The 15,435-nt window shown below is 70.7% G+C and carries 15 protein-coding genes and 1 pseudogene; 4 read left to right on the top strand and 12 right to left on the bottom strand.

The genetic code is table 11. The features are described 5' to 3' along the window. Positions 1–82: 82 nt before the first annotated feature. A pseudogene (locus tag SLNSH_RS22385) lies at positions 83–2,046 on the bottom strand (potassium transporter Kup). A gap of 167 nt (positions 2,047–2,213) precedes the next feature. Between SLNSH_RS22385 and SLNSH_RS22380 the strand changes: the two are divergent. Continuing rightward, positions 2,214–3,746, top strand: a complete 1,533-nt coding sequence (locus SLNSH_RS22380; protein WP_158266855.1) for a sensor histidine kinase — start codon at positions 2,214–2,216, stop codon at positions 3,744–3,746. Further along, positions 3,743–4,429: a response regulator gene (locus SLNSH_RS22375; protein WP_106340159.1), complete on the top strand. Its 687-nt coding sequence runs from the start codon at positions 3,743–3,745 to the stop codon at positions 4,427–4,429. The genes SLNSH_RS22380 and SLNSH_RS22375 overlap by 4 nt, the downstream gene beginning before the upstream one ends. Before the next feature lie 440 nt (positions 4,430–4,869). Here SLNSH_RS22375 and SLNSH_RS22370 read toward each other — a convergent pair whose 3' ends face one another. The 4 genes from SLNSH_RS22370 to SLNSH_RS22355 form a co-directional block, all read right to left on the bottom strand. Beyond that, positions 4,870–6,009: an aminotransferase gene (locus SLNSH_RS22370; RefSeq protein ID WP_106340157.1), complete on the bottom strand. Its 1,140-nt coding sequence runs from the start codon at positions 6,007–6,009 to the stop codon at positions 4,870–4,872. Between the two features lie 79 nt (positions 6,010–6,088). Next, the gene (locus SLNSH_RS22365; RefSeq protein ID WP_106340155.1) at positions 6,089–7,123 is read right to left on the bottom strand and encodes an L-idonate 5-dehydrogenase; all 1,035 of its coding nucleotides are present in this window, start codon (positions 7,121–7,123) and stop codon (positions 6,089–6,091) included. Positions 7,124–7,204: 81 nt separating this feature from the next. Next, positions 7,205–7,498 carry a hypothetical protein gene (locus SLNSH_RS22360; protein WP_106340153.1) on the bottom strand — a complete coding sequence of 98 codons (294 nt, stop codon included), beginning with the start codon at positions 7,496–7,498 and terminating at the stop codon, positions 7,205–7,207. A gap of 84 nt (positions 7,499–7,582) precedes the next feature. Continuing rightward, positions 7,583–7,804 carry a hypothetical protein gene (locus SLNSH_RS22355; protein ID WP_106340151.1) on the bottom strand — a complete coding sequence of 74 codons (222 nt, stop codon included), beginning with the start codon at positions 7,802–7,804 and terminating at the stop codon, positions 7,583–7,585. A gap of 242 nt (positions 7,805–8,046) precedes the next feature. Between SLNSH_RS22355 and SLNSH_RS22350 the strand changes: the two genes are divergently transcribed. Next, complete coding sequence (locus tag SLNSH_RS22350) at positions 8,047–8,424, top strand: DUF4112 domain-containing protein (protein WP_106340149.1); 378 nt, start codon at positions 8,047–8,049, stop codon at positions 8,422–8,424. Positions 8,425–8,436: 12 nt separating this feature from the next. On the opposite strand, the gene SLNSH_RS22345 is transcribed toward SLNSH_RS22350, so the two are convergent. The 4 genes from SLNSH_RS22345 to SLNSH_RS22330 all read right to left on the bottom strand — a co-directional run bounded on the left by SLNSH_RS22345 (position 8,437) and on the right by SLNSH_RS22330 (position 11,854). Beyond that, entirely contained in the window at positions 8,437–8,994 is a 558-nt protein-coding gene (locus tag SLNSH_RS22345; protein ID WP_106340147.1) for an ATP-dependent Clp protease proteolytic subunit, read from the bottom strand. A 98-nt stretch (positions 8,995–9,092) separates the two neighbouring features. Beyond that, positions 9,093–10,070, bottom strand: coding sequence for a magnesium transporter CorA family protein (locus tag SLNSH_RS22340; protein ID WP_106340145.1), 978 nt, complete (start codon positions 10,068–10,070; stop codon positions 9,093–9,095). Between the two features lie 66 nt (positions 10,071–10,136). Further along, positions 10,137–11,471: an 8-oxoguanine deaminase gene (locus SLNSH_RS22335; protein WP_106340173.1), complete on the bottom strand. Its 1,335-nt coding sequence runs from the start codon at positions 11,469–11,471 to the stop codon at positions 10,137–10,139. A 53-nt stretch (positions 11,472–11,524) separates the two neighbouring features. Continuing rightward, complete coding sequence (locus SLNSH_RS22330; RefSeq protein WP_106340143.1) at positions 11,525–11,854, bottom strand: hypothetical protein; 330 nt, start codon at positions 11,852–11,854, stop codon at positions 11,525–11,527. A 205-nt stretch (positions 11,855–12,059) separates the two neighbouring features. Here SLNSH_RS22330 and SLNSH_RS22325 point away from each other — a divergent pair, with 205 nt between their 5' ends. Continuing rightward, complete coding sequence (locus SLNSH_RS22325; RefSeq protein ID WP_106340141.1) at positions 12,060–12,338, top strand: acylphosphatase; 279 nt, start codon at positions 12,060–12,062, stop codon at positions 12,336–12,338. A 5-nt stretch (positions 12,339–12,343) separates the two neighbouring features. Here SLNSH_RS22325 and SLNSH_RS22320 read toward each other — a convergent pair whose 3' ends face one another. The 3 genes from SLNSH_RS22320 to SLNSH_RS22310 are packed head-to-tail and all read right to left on the bottom strand — an operon-like array spanning position 12,344 to position 15,237. Then, on the bottom strand, positions 12,344–12,658 hold the full coding sequence (locus SLNSH_RS22320) for a lipid-A-disaccharide synthase N-terminal domain-containing protein (protein ID WP_106340139.1): 315 nt from the start codon (positions 12,656–12,658) through the stop codon (positions 12,344–12,346). After that, complete coding sequence (locus tag SLNSH_RS22315; protein ID WP_106340137.1) at positions 12,658–13,428, bottom strand: glycosyltransferase family 2 protein; 771 nt, start codon at positions 13,426–13,428, stop codon at positions 12,658–12,660. Before SLNSH_RS22315 ends, SLNSH_RS22320 begins: the two co-directional genes overlap by 1 nt. A 21-nt stretch (positions 13,429–13,449) precedes the next feature. After that, entirely contained in the window at positions 13,450–15,237 is a 1,788-nt protein-coding gene (locus SLNSH_RS22310) for an ArnT family glycosyltransferase (protein WP_106340135.1), read from the bottom strand. Between the last annotated feature and the right edge of the window lie 198 nt (positions 15,238–15,435).

Genomic DNA, 15,435 nt, shown 5'->3' with positions numbered 1-15,435 from the left:
TGCTTCGTCGCTGCGCTCCTCGCAAGGACAGAGGGGAGGCGCCCTGCCCGCATAAGGAGGAGGCGCACCTCGCCCCCTCGCCTCACACGGACATCTGTGAGCCGACCTCGATCGTCCGGCCGCTCGGGATGCAGAAGTGCTCGCTGGCGTCGCTGGCGTTGAGGGCCAGGCGCAGGAAAAGCTTCTCCTGCCAGCGAGGCATGCGGGAGTGGCTGGCGGGGCGCAGCGCCCGGCGGGAGATGAAGAAGGAGGTGCTCATGACGTCGAACTTCCAGGGCAGCCCCTTGCAGGCGGGCAGCGCCTTGGGCACGTCCGGGCTCTCCATGAAGCCGAAGCGCAGGGTGATGCGCCAGAAGTCGGGCGAGAGCGCCTCGCAGGTGGCGCGGTCGGCCGGATCCCAGCGGGGCGCGTCCATCGTGACCACGCGCAGGATGACGTTCTTCTCGTGAAGGACCTTGTTGTGCTTGAGGTTGTGCAGCAGCGCGGCCGGCGCGTGCTCCGGGTCGCCGGTGAGGAACACGGCGACGCCGCGGGCCCGCTCCAGGCTCTTCTGGCGCGCCAGCGTCTCGATGAAGCTGACGAGCGGCACCTCCTGCCGGCGGGCCTTCTCGGCCAGCAGCCCCGCGCCGCGCCGCCAAGTGAGCATCACCGCCATCAGGGCGAAGCCCACCGTCACCGGCAGCCAGCCGCCCTCCGCGAGCTTGAGCAGGTTGGCGCCCAGGAACACGCAGTCGATGAGGAGGAAGGGCAGAATCACGGCCGCCGCGCGGGCGACCGACCAGCCCCACACCCGGGTCATCACGAAGAAGGCGAGGATAGCGGTCACCACCATGGTGCCGGTGACGGCGATGCCATAGGCGGAGGCCAGCGCGCTGGACGACTTGAAGGCGTAGACGAGGAACAGCACCGCCACCAGCAGCATGCCGTTGATGCGCGGCACGAAGATCTGGCCCTTCTCGGTCGCCGAGGTGCGGCGGATCTCCATGCGGGGCAGCAATCCGAGCTGGATGGCCTGCTGGGTGATGGAGAAGGCGCCCNTCCGAGCTGGATGGCCTGCTGGGTGATGGAGAAGGCGCCCGTGATCACCGCCTGGCTGGCGATGATGGTGGCCGCCGTGGCGAGGATCACCATGGGGAGCAGCGCCCAGGCGGGATAGAGCCGATAGAACGGGTTCTCCAGCGCCTCCGGGCGGGCGATGAGCAGAGCGCCCTGGCCCAGGTAGTTGATGAACAGGGCCGGAAGGACGAGCCCCAGCCAGGCGGCCCGGATCGGGTTGCGGCCAAAATGGCCCATGTCGGCGTAGAGCGCCTCCGCGCCGGTGACGGCGAGGAACACCGCGCCCAGCGCGAACAGGCCGGCGACGCCGTGGTGGAGCAGGAAATCCACCCCATGCACCGGGCTCAGGGCCAGCAGGATGCGCGGCTCCGCCAGGATGTGCGGCAGCCCGCCCAGCGCGATGGCGACGAACCAGATGGCCGTGATCGGCCCGAACACGAAGGCCACCGAGGCGGTGCCCCGGCTCTGGACGGCGAACAGCAGCACCAGAATCGTCAGGCTCGCCGGCACGATCCAGCCGCCCATGTTCGGCGCGACCAGGTCGAGCCCTTCCACGGCCGAGAGCACGGAAATCGCCGGAGTGATGACCGCGTCGCCGTAGAACAGCGCCGCGCCGGCCATGCCGAGCAGGGTGACGGCGACCGCCTTGTGGCCCATCACGCGCTGCACCAGCGCCATCAGGGTCAGGGTGCCACCCTCCCCGTCGTTGTCCATGCTCATGATGAGCACGACGTATTTCAGGGTGACGATGACGATCAGGGTCCACAGGATCAGGGATACGACCCCCATGATCATGGGGGCCGTGAGCTCGCCGCCGGCGGAGGCGGCCGTGAGGCTCTCCTTGAGGGCGTAGAGAGGGCTCGTGCCGATGTCCCCGTAGACCACGCCGACGCTGCCGAGCGCGAGGGTCCAGAACCCAGCGCCAGGGGCGTGCGTCGGCTCGGCGGAGGCCGGGCGGAGGGATCCGGCGGAAACGGTGGGGGCGCTCATGGGCGTCAGAGGGGCTCGCCGCGGCACGGTCAGCCGCCCCCTCGAGATAAAGGCCGGCGCGAGGCCCGCCAGTGACACCGCTCATCTTCGCGGCTTTCATATATGACATTCCTATGCGGGGCCCCTCCGGGCCGCCCCAGGAGGAGCCGCGGACGCGAGGAGCGCGCATGGCCCAGGCATCGCGGGACGAGGACATCAGCGCGGGAGGGTACGGGGTCGCAGTGCTGGGGACCGTGCTGGCGCTCGGCCTCGCGCTGCTCGCCCAGCCCTTCGTGGGGCTGGAGAACGTCGACCTGATCTTCCTTGTCGCGGTGATCGCGGTGGCGGCCCGCGCCGGGACGGGGCCAGCGGTGCTGGCGAGCGTAGCGAGCCTGCTGGCCTACAACTTCTTCTTCCTGCCCCCGCTCTACACCCTCGTCATCGCCGATCCGAAGCACGTCACCGCGCTCGTGCTGTTTCTCGTGGCGGCGCTCATCACCGGCAACCTGGCCGGGCTCGTGCGGGCCCGCTCGCTCCAGGCGCGCCGGCGGGCCGAGACCACGGAGAAGCTCTACGCCTTCAGCAACAGGCTCGCCCGGCTGATGACGCGCGGCGAGGTGGCCCAGGCGGCAGCGGACACGGCGGCCGCCCTCACCGCCGGCGCGGGCTCGGTGCTGCTGCCGGATGCGGCTGGCGTCTTGCGGACGGAGGAGCCCTCCGTGGCGCATCGCGCCTTCGAACCCTTCGAGCTGGGCACGCTGCGCACGGCGTGGTCCGGCCCGGGCGCCGCGGCGGGAGGGGTCATGCGGCTCGGAGACTGCTGGTTCGCCCCCATGCTGACGCCGGCGGGCTTCCAGGGCGCGCTCGGCGTCGCTCCTGCCCGCCCGGTCAGCGCCCTCGCGCCTTCCGAGGAGCGGATGTTGCGGGCGCTGGCCGACCAGGCCGCCGTGGCGCTGGAGCGCATCCGCGTGACCGAAGAGCGGGACTCCGCCCAGCTCGCCGCCGAGTCGGAGCGGCTGCGGTCGGCCCTTCTCAACTCGCTTTCGCATGACCTGAAGACGCCGCTCGCTGCGATCATGGGCGCGGTGACGGCCCTGCGGGACTACGGCCCGCTGTATGACGCCGCGGGCCGGGACGCGCTGGTCGAGACCATCCAGGACGAGACCGAGCGTATGAGCCGCTTCGTCACCAACCTGCTCGACATGGCCCGGCTGGAGGCCGGCGCGCTCGCGCCCCGCCGGGAGCCGACGGATGTCGGCGAGATCGTCGGGGCGGCGCTGAGGCGCACCGCCTCGCTGACGCGCGACCACGAGGTGGAGGTCGCCTTCGAGCCTGGGGTCCCCCTGCTCGCCCTGGATCCGGTCCTGCTGGAGCAGTGCCTGGTGAACCTCCTCGACAACGCAGCCAAGTTCTCCCCGGCGGGCTCCCTGATCCGGGTCGAGACCCGCCGGGCAGGCGACACGGTCGCGATCTTCGTGCGGGACCAGGGGCCCGGCGTTCCGCCCGAGGACCGCGAGCGCGTGTTCGACCTCTTCCATCAGGTGCGCCGGGAGGACCACCAGCCGGCAGGCTCCGGCGTGGGGCTCTCCATCTCGCGCGGCTTCGTCGGCGCCATGGGCGGGACCATCCGGGTGGAAGACAATCCGGAAGGGCGCGGCGCCGCCTTCGTGATCGCCTTCCCAATCTCGCTCACGACCCGCGAACCGGAGGCGGCGGAATGAGCGGCGTCCCCGTGCTGGTGGTCGAGGATGACGGGCCGCTGCGGCGGCTGCTGCGCGCCAGCCTGGCGACGCAGGACTACAGCGTCTCGGAAGCCGCGTCCGGCAAGGCGGCGCTGGCCGCCCAGGCGGAGAACCCGGCCGACATCGTGCTGCTGGATCTCGGCCTCCCCGACATGGACGGCACGGCCCTGATCCGCCGCTGGCGCGAGAACGGCGGCAAGGTCCCCATCATCGTGCTGTCCAGCCGCGGCGACGAGCGCGGCAAGGTGGAGGCGCTCGAGCTCGGGGCGGATGACTACGTCACCAAGCCGTTCGGCATGTCCGAGCTCGTCGCCCGCATCCGCACGGCCCTGCGCCATCGCGTCCAGCAGCAGGGCGCCGAGCCGGTCTACCGGCATGGCCCGCTGGGCGTCGACCTCGTGAAGCGGATCGTGACCCGGGACGGCGCCGAGGTGAAGCTGTCCAACAAGGAGTGGGAGATCCTGCGGCAGCTTGCGCTGCACGCCGGCATGGTGATGACCCACCGGGCGCTGATGCAGGAGGTCTGGGGTCCCAACGTGGATGTCCAGTACCTCCGGATCTACGTCCGCCAGCTGCGCCAGAAGCTCGAGGCGGATCCGGAGCGGCCGGAGCACATCCTGACCGAAACCGGCATCGGCTACCGGCTCGCGCAGCCGGATTAGTTCTGCCCCACTCGGCCCCACCGTCCTTGCGAGGAGCGCGGCGACGAAGCAATCCAGGGGCGATGCGCGCCCCTTTTCCGTCATGGCCGGGCTCGTCCCGGCCATCCACGCGTCGCGCAGGGGCGTGGATCCCCGGGACAGGCCCGGGGATGACGGCCGGGAGCCCCCCGCTTGACGTCCAGTGCAGCCTGAGGGCTTCGGCCCGCGTACTTGCTCCATGGCTTGGCCTCGGCTCGCACGGCTGCAACCAAGCCCCGTCATGGCCGGGCTCGTCCCGGCCATCCACGCTCGCGCAGGGGCGTGGATCCCCGGGACAAGCCCGGGGATGACGGCCGGGAGAAGCGGCCGGCTTGAGTTCCCGATCAGTTTTTTGCCCCTGCCCTTCTGGATTGCTTCGCCTTCGGCTCGCAATGACGGCTGCGTCGGCGAGGCGGGCTCGCTTAGGCCCGCGCCCTCGTCCCGGCGCGGCGGGCCAGGAAGTCGGAGACGCGGGCGAGGCCTGCCTTCAGCACGTCGGGGGCGTTGGCGTAGCCGATGCGAACGTAGCCCTCCATGTCCATTGCGGAGCCCGGGGTGAACATCACGCCCGTCTCCTGTAGCAGGGCCAGGCAGAGGTCACGGGAGGGCATGTCGAGGGCGATCTTCAGCAGAGCGGTCGTGCCGGAGCGCGGGCGCACCCAGGAGACCAGGGGCTCGCCGTCCACCCAGTCGGCAAGGATCGCGAGGTTGCCGCGGGTGATCGACTGGCTGCGGGCCAGGATCTTGTCGCGGCTCTCCAGCGCCAGGGCGGCGAAGTGGTCGTCGATCATCCCCACCGAGATGGTGTTGTAGTCGCGGTGGCGGACCACCTCCTCGATGACCTCCCGCGGTCCAGCCACCCAGCCGAGCCGCAAGCCCGCGAGGGAAAAGGCCTTGGACATGCCGGCGGTGCTGACGCCCTTCTCGTAGATATCGGCCATGGAGGCCGTCATGCCCGAACCCTGCTGGTCCGTGCCGCGGTAAACCTCGTCGCAGAGCACCCAGGCGCCAGCGGCGCGGGCGATCGCGGCGATCTCCTCCAGCATGGGCCGGTCCATCAGGGCGCCCGTCGGATTGTTGGGGTTGTTGATGGCGATCAGCCGCACGCCGCCGGCGGCGAGGTCGCGCAGCTCCTTCAGGTCCGGGAGGAAGCCGTCCTCCTCGCGCAGGCGCAGCGGCAGGACCTCGGCCCCGATGCTGGCCGGGATGGAGTAGTGCTGCTGGTAGGTGGGAACGACGGCGATGACCCGGTCGCCGCGCGACACCAGGGCCTGGTGCACGAGCGAGTTCGCCCCGATCGTGCCGTGGGTGACCACGACGTTGTCGCGCGCCTGCTTCTCGTAAAGGGACGCGATGGCGTCGCGCAGGCGGTCCGAGCCCTCGATGGCCCCATAGGTCATCTTCATGGACAGCAGCTCGGAAAGGTCCGTGTCGTTGCGGCCGGCCATCGCGAGGAGCTGGGCGATGGTGATGCTCTCGACGCAGGTCTCGGCGAGGTTGAGTTCGCACTTCGTCTCGAACTCGTTCATCCAGATTTCGACGCCGAAGGGTTCGATGTGCATGGGCGGTCCTGCAAAGCGCGACCGCCGGCGTGTAGCCGGCGGTCTGAAGAGTTGAGAAGGAAGGTAGCAGCCCGGTTCGTCAGAAGGCGAGTTGAACCTTCATGGCGCGGGAGCGGTCGTTGGCCAGCTCGAAAGCCTGGACGGCTTCGGCGAACGGCACGGTGGCGGTGATCAGGGGCTTCACGTCGATGAGGCCCTGCCCCATCAGCCGGACCGCGAGTTCAAATTCGGCGTCGAACCGGAAGGTCCCGCGCAGCTGCAGCTCCTTGGCGACGATCGTGTTGATCGGCAGGGTCGCCTCGCCGCCGAGCCCGACCTGGACGATCACGCCGCCCGGGCGGAGCACGTCGAGGGCGGACACGAGCGCGGCCTGGTTGCCGGAGCACTCGAACAGGACGTCGAAGGTCCCCTTCCCGGCCTTGTACGCGTCCAGGGCCGAGGCCTCGCGCGCCACGTTGACGGTGCGGGTCGCGCCGACGGAGCGGGAGGCCGCGAGAGGCTGGTCGGAGACGTCCGTCACCACGATCTCGGCCGCGCCGCCCAGCCGGGCGGCCACCACGCACAGCGCGCCGATCGGGCCGGAGCCCGTGACCAGCACGCGCCGGCCCAGCAGCGGGCCGGCCTGGTTGGCCGCGTGAAGGCACACGGCCATGGGCTCGGCCATGGCGGCCTCGCCGAGGGTCACGTTGTCGGCGACCGGAACGGCCTGGAAGGCGTCAACGGTCATCAGTTCGCGGAAACCGCCCTGGACGTGGGGGAAGCGCATGGCGCTGCCCAGGAAACGCATGTCCAGGCAATGGTTGCGCATGCCGCGCAGGCAGTATTCGCACTGGTTGCAGGGCCGGCTCGGGTTCACCGCGACGCGGGCGCCCACGGCGAGGTGGGACACCTCGCTCCCCACGGCCGAGACCACGCCGGCGATCTCGTGGCCCAGCGCCATGGGCTCCTTGACGCGCACGACGCCGAAGCCGCCATGGTTGTAGTAGTGCAGGTCCGACCCGCAGATGCCGCCGGCCTTGATGGCGACCTGGACCTCGTTCGGCCCCGGCGCGGGCGCGTCCGCGAGCGTATCGATCCGCAGGTCCTTGGGCGCATGGATGACGACGGCGCGCATGGCGGCTTCTCCCCCTGATCTGTGGCCGCATCTGTCGACCGGCGGGGGGCTGCCGTCAACCGCTCCGCGTACGGTTCTGGCCTACTCGGATTGCGCGCCGCAGTCCTGCACCTTGCCCTGGTCGCTCGTCTTCTGTTTCGCAAGCGTGTCCTTGCAGTCCGCCGGGAGGCCGGACTTGGGCGAGGCCGGGTCGTTCTTGAGGGCGCCGGTGGTCTCGCCGGACATCTTCTCGCTGTGCTGAACCTCCCCCTGCGCCGCCTGGGGCGACTGGGTCGAGGGTTGTGGCATTTGCCTGTCCTGCGCCAAGGCGGACCCGCCGGCGAGGGCCAGCAGCGCGGCTGAGGCGAGGGTTGAACGGAACGCGAGCGTGGTCATGGCGGCTCTCCCAACCTGACTGCTCCCCAGCGCCCCCTCAACGCGGACCCGGGCGAAACGCTCCCGGGAATCCGCGAGCCCCGCTCAGCGCCGCTTCGCGAGCTCGGCGCGCAGCCGGGCGTTCTCGCGGCGCAGGGCGTCCACGCGGGCGACGAGCTGGCGCTCGCGCCGGCGGTCCTGCTCGTAGCGCTCGGCGGCGGCCTTGGCCTCGCCATAGGCGGCGGCGATCAGGGTCTCGTCGACGGCGTAGAGTTCGTCGATCGTGACGGGAGCGGGCTGGCGGGGGAACCGGACGAGCTCACCCATCAGGCGCGCCCTCCGCAAACAACAACGAAGCGATCCATCTCAGCCTTCCCGTACGCGATACGCGAACCGCCGCGCCTTGCTCGAATCACGACGCGTCCGGGACCGACCTTCGGGGGCGGCGGGTTACGGCGCGGTCAACGCCAAGCCCGCGCCGGGCGCCTCAAAATGGGACCGCCGCAGAGCTGACGTTTGCACCCGGGAGGCCCGGCCCCCATCTGGGGGCGCGAGGAGGCCCTCAGCCCATGACAACCACCACGTTCTCGACCGGACGGACCGCTTCTGCGGCCGCCCGCCTCGCCCGCCTGCGCCGTCTCGCCTGGACGGTGGACGCCGCGTTCCGGGTGCCCGGCACGCGCTTCCGGTTCGGGCTCAACGGCCTGATCGGCCTGACGCCCGCCGCAGGCGACGCCCTGCTGGCGCTCGTCTCCCTCTACATCGTGTACGAGGGCTATCGCCTGGGCGCGTCGCGCCAGGACGTCGGACGCATGCTGGCCAATGTGGCGGTCGAGGCCGCCGCCGGCTCAGTGCCCGTGCTCGGCGACCTGTTCGACATGGGCTTCAAGGCCAACCTGCGCAATCTCGCCATCATCGAGCAGTCGATCGGGGCGACGCCGTTCTGAGCGCCGCAGCGCTCACCGCATGGCCTGGACGTGCATGGCCTTGATGTCCTGCCGGTCCAGCCAGGCGATGTTCGGGGCCGTGGTGGCGATCATCTTCGCCACCACGAGCGGCGGGACGCCATATCGCAGGGCGTAGGACGCCATGACGGAGGTCCCCCGGTCGCTGGAGCCGGCGCCCGTATAGGCGGTGTGGACCCCGATGCGGGCGCTCTTGGCGGCCAGGCGCTTCGTGCCCGCCGCGAAGATCATGAAGCAGCCGCTGGCGCAGGTGCCGGACGCGTAGGTCGCGATCCCGCGCCGACGGACGGTTTCGGCGATAGCCAGGCTTTCGCCAAGATAGCCGCCCGGCGAATCCAGGGCCACCATGGCTGGCCGCAGCTTGGCCTCGTCCAGGGCGAGGAGCAGCTGGGCGAAGCGGATGCTGTCGCCGGTGTCGATCTTGCCCTGGATGACCAGGGCGACCGGGCCGCGCTTGGGCTTGAGGACGGCCAAAGTGGCCGCCTGGGACGGGCTCGAGGCAGCCAGGACAGCCCCGGCGAGGGCGACAGCGACTGCGGCGCGGGCGCGCATGGCGTGATCCTCCCAACCTTGGGAGGCAAGAGTCGCCCCGCCGGCAGCCGGCGTCAATGTTCCGCCTCTGCGGCGGATCGGCCTGAGCGCGACCGCCCTCAGAACCAGCCACGCCGCTTGAACCAGACCAGCGGAACGACCGCGCTCAGGACGATCACTGCGAGGGCGACCGGGTAGGCCCAGGTCCAGTCGAGCTCGGGCATGTGCTTGAAGTTCATGCCCCACACGCCAACCATGACCGTGGGCGGAATGCCGACCACCGAGGCGATGGTCAGCACCTTGAACACCTCGTTCTGCTCGATGGTGATGTAGCCGAGCACGGCGTCCAGCAGGAACTGCGCCTTGTTGGCGAGGTGGGCCTCGTAGTCGTTGAGAGAGGCGATGTCGCGGGACACCGCGACCAGGCGGGCGCGGATCTCCGGCGTCACCCAGGACTGGCCGACCTCCTGCGCGAAGGCGGCGATGCGACCCACGCCGAGCAGCACGTCGCGCGCCATGGACACCCGGTCGCCGATGCCTCCCACCCGGCTGAGCGCCACGCGCAGCCGGCGGGTCGAGCGCACCGCGTGGCGCGGGTTGGAGGGGTCGCCTCGGAAGGCCTGGCGCGAGAGCTTGTCGAGGTCGGAGCCGAGCTTCTCCAGCACGTCCGCGCCGCGATCCACGATGCCTTCCAGCAGGGCCACGAAGACGCCGACGCCGCTCGCCAGGGTGCGGTCGCGCTTCACCGTCTCGACCACGGCGTTGAAGGCGTCGAGCTCCGCATACCGGATGGTGACGAGCAGCCTTGGGGAGAGCACGAAGCCCGCGGGCGTCAGGGCCGGGCCGAGCCCGTCGCCGCCCTTCCCCACCACCGGCGTGCTCAGGTAGAGCACGTCCCCGTCCAGGATGAGGCGGCTCGTCGCCTCGATCTCGCTCAGGGCCTCGCGGCTCGGAACGCGGACCTTGGCGCGGCGCTCCACAAACGCCCGCTCTTCCTCGGTTGGATTGAGGAGGTCCAGCCAGATGACCTCGCCCGGGAGGCCAGGCTCCTCGCTGGCCCGGACGGTTCCGGCCTCGTCACGATAGATGGTCAGCACGGGCGGCTCACAACGGCGATTCTGGACGGACAATGCCCCCGGCCCGAAGCGGTTCGGGCGCGGGCATCAGGCGAAGCGGACGGCGGCGCGGCCATGGTCCTCGCGGAGCTTCCGGAGGTCGAGGCCCACGGGCTCTCCGTCCACCACGCGCCACGTCCCGCCCACCATGACGCGGTCAGCCCGGTGCGCGCCGCACAGGACCAGCGCCGCGATGGGGTCATGGGCCCCGGAGAAGCGCAGCTCGTCGAGGGTGAACAGGGCGAGGTCGGCCTGCTTGCCGGGCGCGACCACGCCGATGTCGTCGCGGCCCAGGCAGCGCGCCGAGCCCTCGGTCGCCCAGCGCAAGGCGTCCAGGTGGGTGACGCGGCTCGCCGATTCGTAGCGCCAGCGCCCGGCCATGAGGGCGTGGCGCACGGCCTCCATCATGTTCGACGAGTCGTTGGAGGCGGAGCCGTCCACGCCCAAGCCGACCGGGACGCCGGCGGCCTCCAGGTCCAGGGTGCGGCAGAAGCCGGACGCCAGCACGGCGTTGGACGTGGCGCAATGGCAGACGCCGACGCCGTGCAGGCCCAGACGGCCGATCTCCGCGTCGTTGAAATGGACGCCGTGGGCCAGCCACGCGCGCGAGGTGAGCCAGCCCGTCTCCTCCAGCAGGTCCACAGGGCGGCAGCCGTAGACGGAGAGACAGTAGGCGTCCTCGTCGCGCGTCTCCCCCAGATGCGTGTGCAGGCGGCAATCGAAACGCTCGGCCAGGCGGGCGCTCTCGGCCATGAGGCGCCTGGTGACGGAGAAGGGGGAGCACGGAGCAAGGGCGACCTGGGTCCAGGAGCCGGCGCTGCCGTCGTGGAACAGGGACAGCACGCGCTCGCTGTCGGCGAGGATCTCGTCCTCGTCCTGGACCACCGAATCGGGCGGCAGCCCGCCGTCCTTCTGCGACAGGTTCATGGACCCGCGGGTCACGGTGATGCGGACGCCAAGCGCCCGCGCTTCCTCCACCTCGATGTCGATGGCGCGCTCGAGGCCGCGCGGGAAGAGGTAATGATGGTCCGCCGCGGTGGTGCAGCCCGAGAGCAGCAGTTCCGTGAGCGCGAGGCGGACCGCCACCCGGAAGCTGTCCGGATCCAGGCGCGCCCAGATGGGATAGAGCGCCTGCAGCCAGGGAAAGAGCTCCCGGTTGATGGCGGCCGGCTGGGCGCGGGTCAGGGTCTGGTAGAAATGGTGGTGCGTGTTGACGAGGCCCGGCAGCACGACATGCCGGCTGGCGTCGAATGTCTCGTCGACGTCCTGCGGAGCCGGCGCGCCGGCCGGCACCAGTTCGGCGATGCGCCCATCCTGGACGATTACGCCGCGCTCCGCGCCTTCAGCCAGGATGGCCAGCGGATCCTTGATCCACAGCCGCATGGGCGGCTCCCGCTTGGCGGCGGCGCGCTCCTGCGAACGCGCCGCGTCGCGCATCAGGGGCAGACGAAGCCCTGGACGCCGTCGGAGGCGCAATGGGCGCCGTTCGGCAGCACGACGCCGCCCTTGCCGTCCGGCGCGACCTTGGCGCCGTTGGGCAGGGTGAAGCCGCCGCCAGCGTCGCCCGGGACGCGCGTGCCGTCCGGCAGGATGTAGCCGCCGGCGCCGTCATAGGCGATCTTCTTGGGACCGGCGATGGGGCCTGTGGCCGGTGGCGGCGCGGGCGCCACGGGCGGGGCGGCCGGAGGCGCGACGGCCACACGCGTGCTCGAGGGAACGCAGGCGGCGAGGCTCGCCGCGACCAGACCCAACATCACAATCCGCATGGAAACCTCTTCCTCTTGGCCCCGAGGCGGGCCCACCAGCCGTCGAGGAACTTCGCCCTCGTTCTTCCCTTTTTGTCCTTGCCCGAGTCGTGGCGCGGATCAACATGATTTCACATAGCGGACAAAACTTGGACAGACATCATCGAAGCGCGCACTCGGCGCGAAGAAGCGGCCGGGCGCGGCGCGAAAACCACAGGAGGCCCGCTTGGGGCGAACCGTGCGCATCATCGTGAGAGGCCGCGTCCAGGGCGTGGGCTACCGCGCCTGGACGGAGCGGGAGGCGCTCGCGCGCGGCCTTCAGGGCTGGGTGCGCAATCGCCTGGACGGCAGCGTCGAGGCGCTGATCAGCGGGGACGAGCGCCAGGTGGAGGACATGCTGCGCGCCTGCCGCCATGGACCGCGGCTGGCCGCCGTCGACGACGTCACCGTGCAGGAGAGCGCCGAGCCAGCCGGCGACGCCTTCCGGACCGCGCCAACGATCTGAATCGCTTATCCGCGTTCCTTGAGGATCAGCATCATGTTGCGGACGTAGATGAACACCGAGAGCGCCTGGCCCATGATGATCACGGGCTCTCTCCGGACCAGGCCGTAGACGAGCGTCATCACGCCGCCGGCCACGGAAAAGAACCAGAAGGCCATCGGCATCACGCTCTTGCCGGCCCGCTCGCTGGCGATCCACTGGACCAGGAAGCGGGCCGTGAACAGCAGCTGCGCCATGACTCCGAAAGCCAGCCAGAAGTCGAAGCGGGCGATGAAGACGTCCCAGAGATAATCGGCGAGGCCGTGGGAGAAGGCGACGAGCATCAGGCGGTCTCCCGGGCGGCTTGAGTCCCGGCGACCTCGGCGGCCTGGGGTACGCGCCGGCGGCGACGGATCAGCCACCAGACTCCGGCGAGGTCGAGAATCCCCACCCATAGGCGGTCGAAGAAGCCGTAATTGGAGACGCCCGTCAGGCGGGGCCGATCCACCACATCCACGAGCACGACCGCATAGCCCTCCCGCCGCACCAGCGCCGGCATGAAGCGATGCAGGGCGTCGAAATAGGGCAGCGCCAGGTAGACGTCCCGGCGCAGGGCCTTGAGGCCGCAGCCGGTGTCGCGCGTCCCGTCGTTGAGAACGCGCGAACGCACGCCGTTGGCGATGCGGGACTGGATCTTCTTGAATCCCGTGTCCTTCCGGCCGAGGCGCTGGCCGGCGGCAAGGCCCGCCAGGGCCCCGGCGCCTTCCAGAGCGGCCACGAGACGCGGGATATAGGCCGGATCGTTCTGGCCGTCGCCGTCGATGGTGACCACGATGGGGGCGCGAGCGGCGCGCACCCCGGTGCGCACCGCCGCGCTCTGGCCGCAGCTCTCCGCATGTCGGACCTGGCGCAGCCACGGACGCGTGGCCATGAGGTCAAGCAGGGCCTGCTCCGTCCCGTCGGTCGAGCCGTCGTTGACGTAGACCACCTCGAACGGCGCGAGCGTGGCGCAGGCGGCCTCGATCTCGGCGACGAGCGGGCCGACATTGCCGGCCTCGTTGCGCACGGGAACGATGACGCTGACGCGAGGCGATGCGGTTTCGGTCATGGGCATCCGGCTGCGCGGAGCGCCTCCTCAGGGATTGGGGGCAGACGGCGCCGGCGCCGCCGGCTCGGCCGCGTCCGGCTTGGGGGGCTCCGGCGCAGGCGCGGCGGCCTTCGGAGCAGGCGCTTCTTGGCGCCAATAGACTCCAATGTCGAGCTTGCGGCCGCCGTTCAGGTTCAGGCCCTGGACGCGGGAGGAGAGCCGGGGCGATATGCCCGCCGCGCGGGCCGCCTCGATGAACTGCGGCTCCATGGCGCCGACCACGAAGGCGGCGCGGCAGCCGGCCTCGGCCAGGAACTGCGCCGCCCCTGCCCCATCGGTCATGACGAGGTTCGTGCCGGCCAGGAAGACGAGGCTCGGCTCGCGGTAACCCGCGGTGGCGAGCGCAGGAGACGCGCAGCCGCCCGGAGCCGCCTCCCCGGCGCGAACCGCCTCCATCAGGCGCGGGCTGATCGCAACGGTGCGAAACCGCGGAACCGCGAAGGCGTAGGCGCCCCAGGCGACCACGGCCGAGGTCAGGACGGCATAGATCGCCCCGGTCCCGAAGAGCCCGTCCACGGTCGCCCGCCATGCGTAGACCGCGAGAATCAGGCCCAGGACCAGGAGGACCAGCGCGACGACCGGAACCGTGTGCTCGTAGATGGCGAACCCGACCGCGACCGCGGCGATGAGGGCCACCACCAGGATTGGCAGGAGCGCGGCGACGATCTTCGGCCCCCAGCCCCGGAACGCCAGGGCGCCCTCCTCCGCCGCGAGCCCTGCCAGGATGGCCAGCGCCGGGTAGAGCGGCAGAACGTAATGAGGCAGCTTGGTGGGCACCAGCTCGAACACGATCCACATGGGCACGGCCCATGCCAGCGCGAACAGCACCGTGGGCGTGCGACGCGAGCGCCACACGAAGGGCAGCGCCAGCAGAACGAAGGGGGCGAGCGGCCAGCCGGTGGCGAAGAAAGCGGCCAGGTAGGTTCCGGGCGGCGCACCGTGGGACTCCTTGCCGGACCCCACCTTGGCGAGCATGTCCTGGCCCACGGATTCCTGGAAAAAGGCCCCGTGCGTCTTCAGCGTGATCGCGACCAGCCAGGGGGCCACGATGAGCAGGAACAGGACGAGGCCAAGCGCGGGCCGCAGCCGCTTCAGCCAATCGACCCGGCGGTCGGCGAAGGAGAGGACAAGCGCAGCCAGGCCCACCACGGCGGGCGTGATCGGGCCCTTCACGAGGGTCCCTACGCCGAGCGCGATCCAAAAGGCGCCGAACCAGGCCCAGGAGAGCCGCCAACCGCGGTCATCCTGGTTCATGTAGACGCGGGCGAGCGCGGCCATGCAGATCGTGACGGTGGCGGCGATCACCGCATCGGTCTTGGCGAGGCGCGCCTCGACGCCGAGGAGAATCACGCCGGCGAACAGCAGGGCGGCCACGAAGGCCGCGCGCCGGGTGGTCAGCGACACGGCTGCAGCGTAGGTGAACAGCACCGCGAGGATCGCCCCGAGCGTGGACGGAAGCCGGTAGAGCCAGATCGTCGTGCGGGCCGCCGGCACGCCGAGCGCCTCGCCGGCGGACACGGCGGCGGCCTGCATCCAGTAGATCCCGACGGGCTTCTTGTGCCGGGCCTCGCCCTGGAAGCGGATGTCGACGGGATCGCGCGTCTCCAGCATCTGCTTGGACGCCTGGGCGAAGCGGGGCTCGTCCCGATCCATCGGGGGGAGCCCGCGCAGGCCGGGCGCGAAGAGCACCAGGCAGGCGAGCAGCAAGGCGAGAACCGCCCGCGCGTGGCTGGCCTCGACGAAACCGAACAGACGCTCGACGAGCGGCTTGGACATGGCGACCCCGGCAGAGCCTCGCGAGTGGGAGCCTGCTCCCGCCGAGGCGGCGAGCGAGCCATAGATGCTTTCTCGCCGTTTTCCAACCCGGCCCAGCCGGTTGCGCACTCCTTGCCTGCAGCCGCCGAGAATTTGCGAAATCGCGAAACCGTGACCGCCTCAAGTGCGTTGACGCACAACACGAGCAGACAGCTGGTC

Origin of the sequence: Alsobacter soli (assembly GCF_003004785.1) — a bacterium.
Classification (GTDB): Bacteria; Pseudomonadota; Alphaproteobacteria; order Rhizobiales; family Beijerinckiaceae; genus Alsobacter; species Alsobacter soli.
Note: the sequence above shows the minus strand (reverse complement) of the source record. Positions and strands in the feature narration are given on the sequence as shown.

Bases quoted from the DNA above. Each gene is read 5' to 3' on its own strand.
- SLNSH_RS22335 (WP_106340173.1), bottom strand. From the start codon at position 11,471: ATGCGGCTGTGGATCAAGGATCCGCTGGCCATCCTGGCTGAAGGCGCG.
- SLNSH_RS22320 (WP_106340139.1), bottom strand. From the start codon at position 12,658: ATGCTCGTCGCCTTCTCCCACGGCCTCGCCGATTATCTCTGGGACGTC.
- SLNSH_RS22350 (WP_106340149.1), top strand. From the start codon at position 8,047: ATGACAACCACCACGTTCTCGACCGGACGGACCGCTTCTGCGGCCGCC.
- SLNSH_RS22355 (WP_106340151.1), bottom strand. From the start codon at position 7,804: ATGGGTGAGCTCGTCCGGTTCCCCCGCCAGCCCGCTCCCGTCACGATC.
- SLNSH_RS22330 (WP_106340143.1), bottom strand. From the start codon at position 11,854: ATGCGGATTGTGATGTTGGGTCTGGTCGCGGCGAGCCTCGCCGCCTGC.
- SLNSH_RS22375 (WP_106340159.1), top strand. From the start codon at position 3,743: ATGAGCGGCGTCCCCGTGCTGGTGGTCGAGGATGACGGGCCGCTGCGG.
- SLNSH_RS22315 (WP_106340137.1), bottom strand. From the start codon at position 13,428: ATGCCCATGACCGAAACCGCATCGCCTCGCGTCAGCGTCATCGTTCCC.
- SLNSH_RS22370 (WP_106340157.1), bottom strand. From the start codon at position 6,009: ATGCACATCGAACCCTTCGGCGTCGAAATCTGGATGAACGAGTTCGAG.
- SLNSH_RS22380 (WP_158266855.1), top strand. From the start codon at position 2,214: ATGGCCCAGGCATCGCGGGACGAGGACATCAGCGCGGGAGGGTACGGG.
- SLNSH_RS22310 (WP_106340135.1), bottom strand. From the start codon at position 15,237: ATGTCCAAGCCGCTCGTCGAGCGTCTGTTCGGTTTCGTCGAGGCCAGC.
- SLNSH_RS22365 (WP_106340155.1), bottom strand. From the start codon at position 7,123: ATGCGCGCCGTCGTCATCCATGCGCCCAAGGACCTGCGGATCGATACG.
- SLNSH_RS22345 (WP_106340147.1), bottom strand. From the start codon at position 8,994: ATGCGCGCCCGCGCCGCAGTCGCTGTCGCCCTCGCCGGGGCTGTCCTG.
- SLNSH_RS22360 (WP_106340153.1), bottom strand. From the start codon at position 7,498: ATGACCACGCTCGCGTTCCGTTCAACCCTCGCCTCAGCCGCGCTGCTG.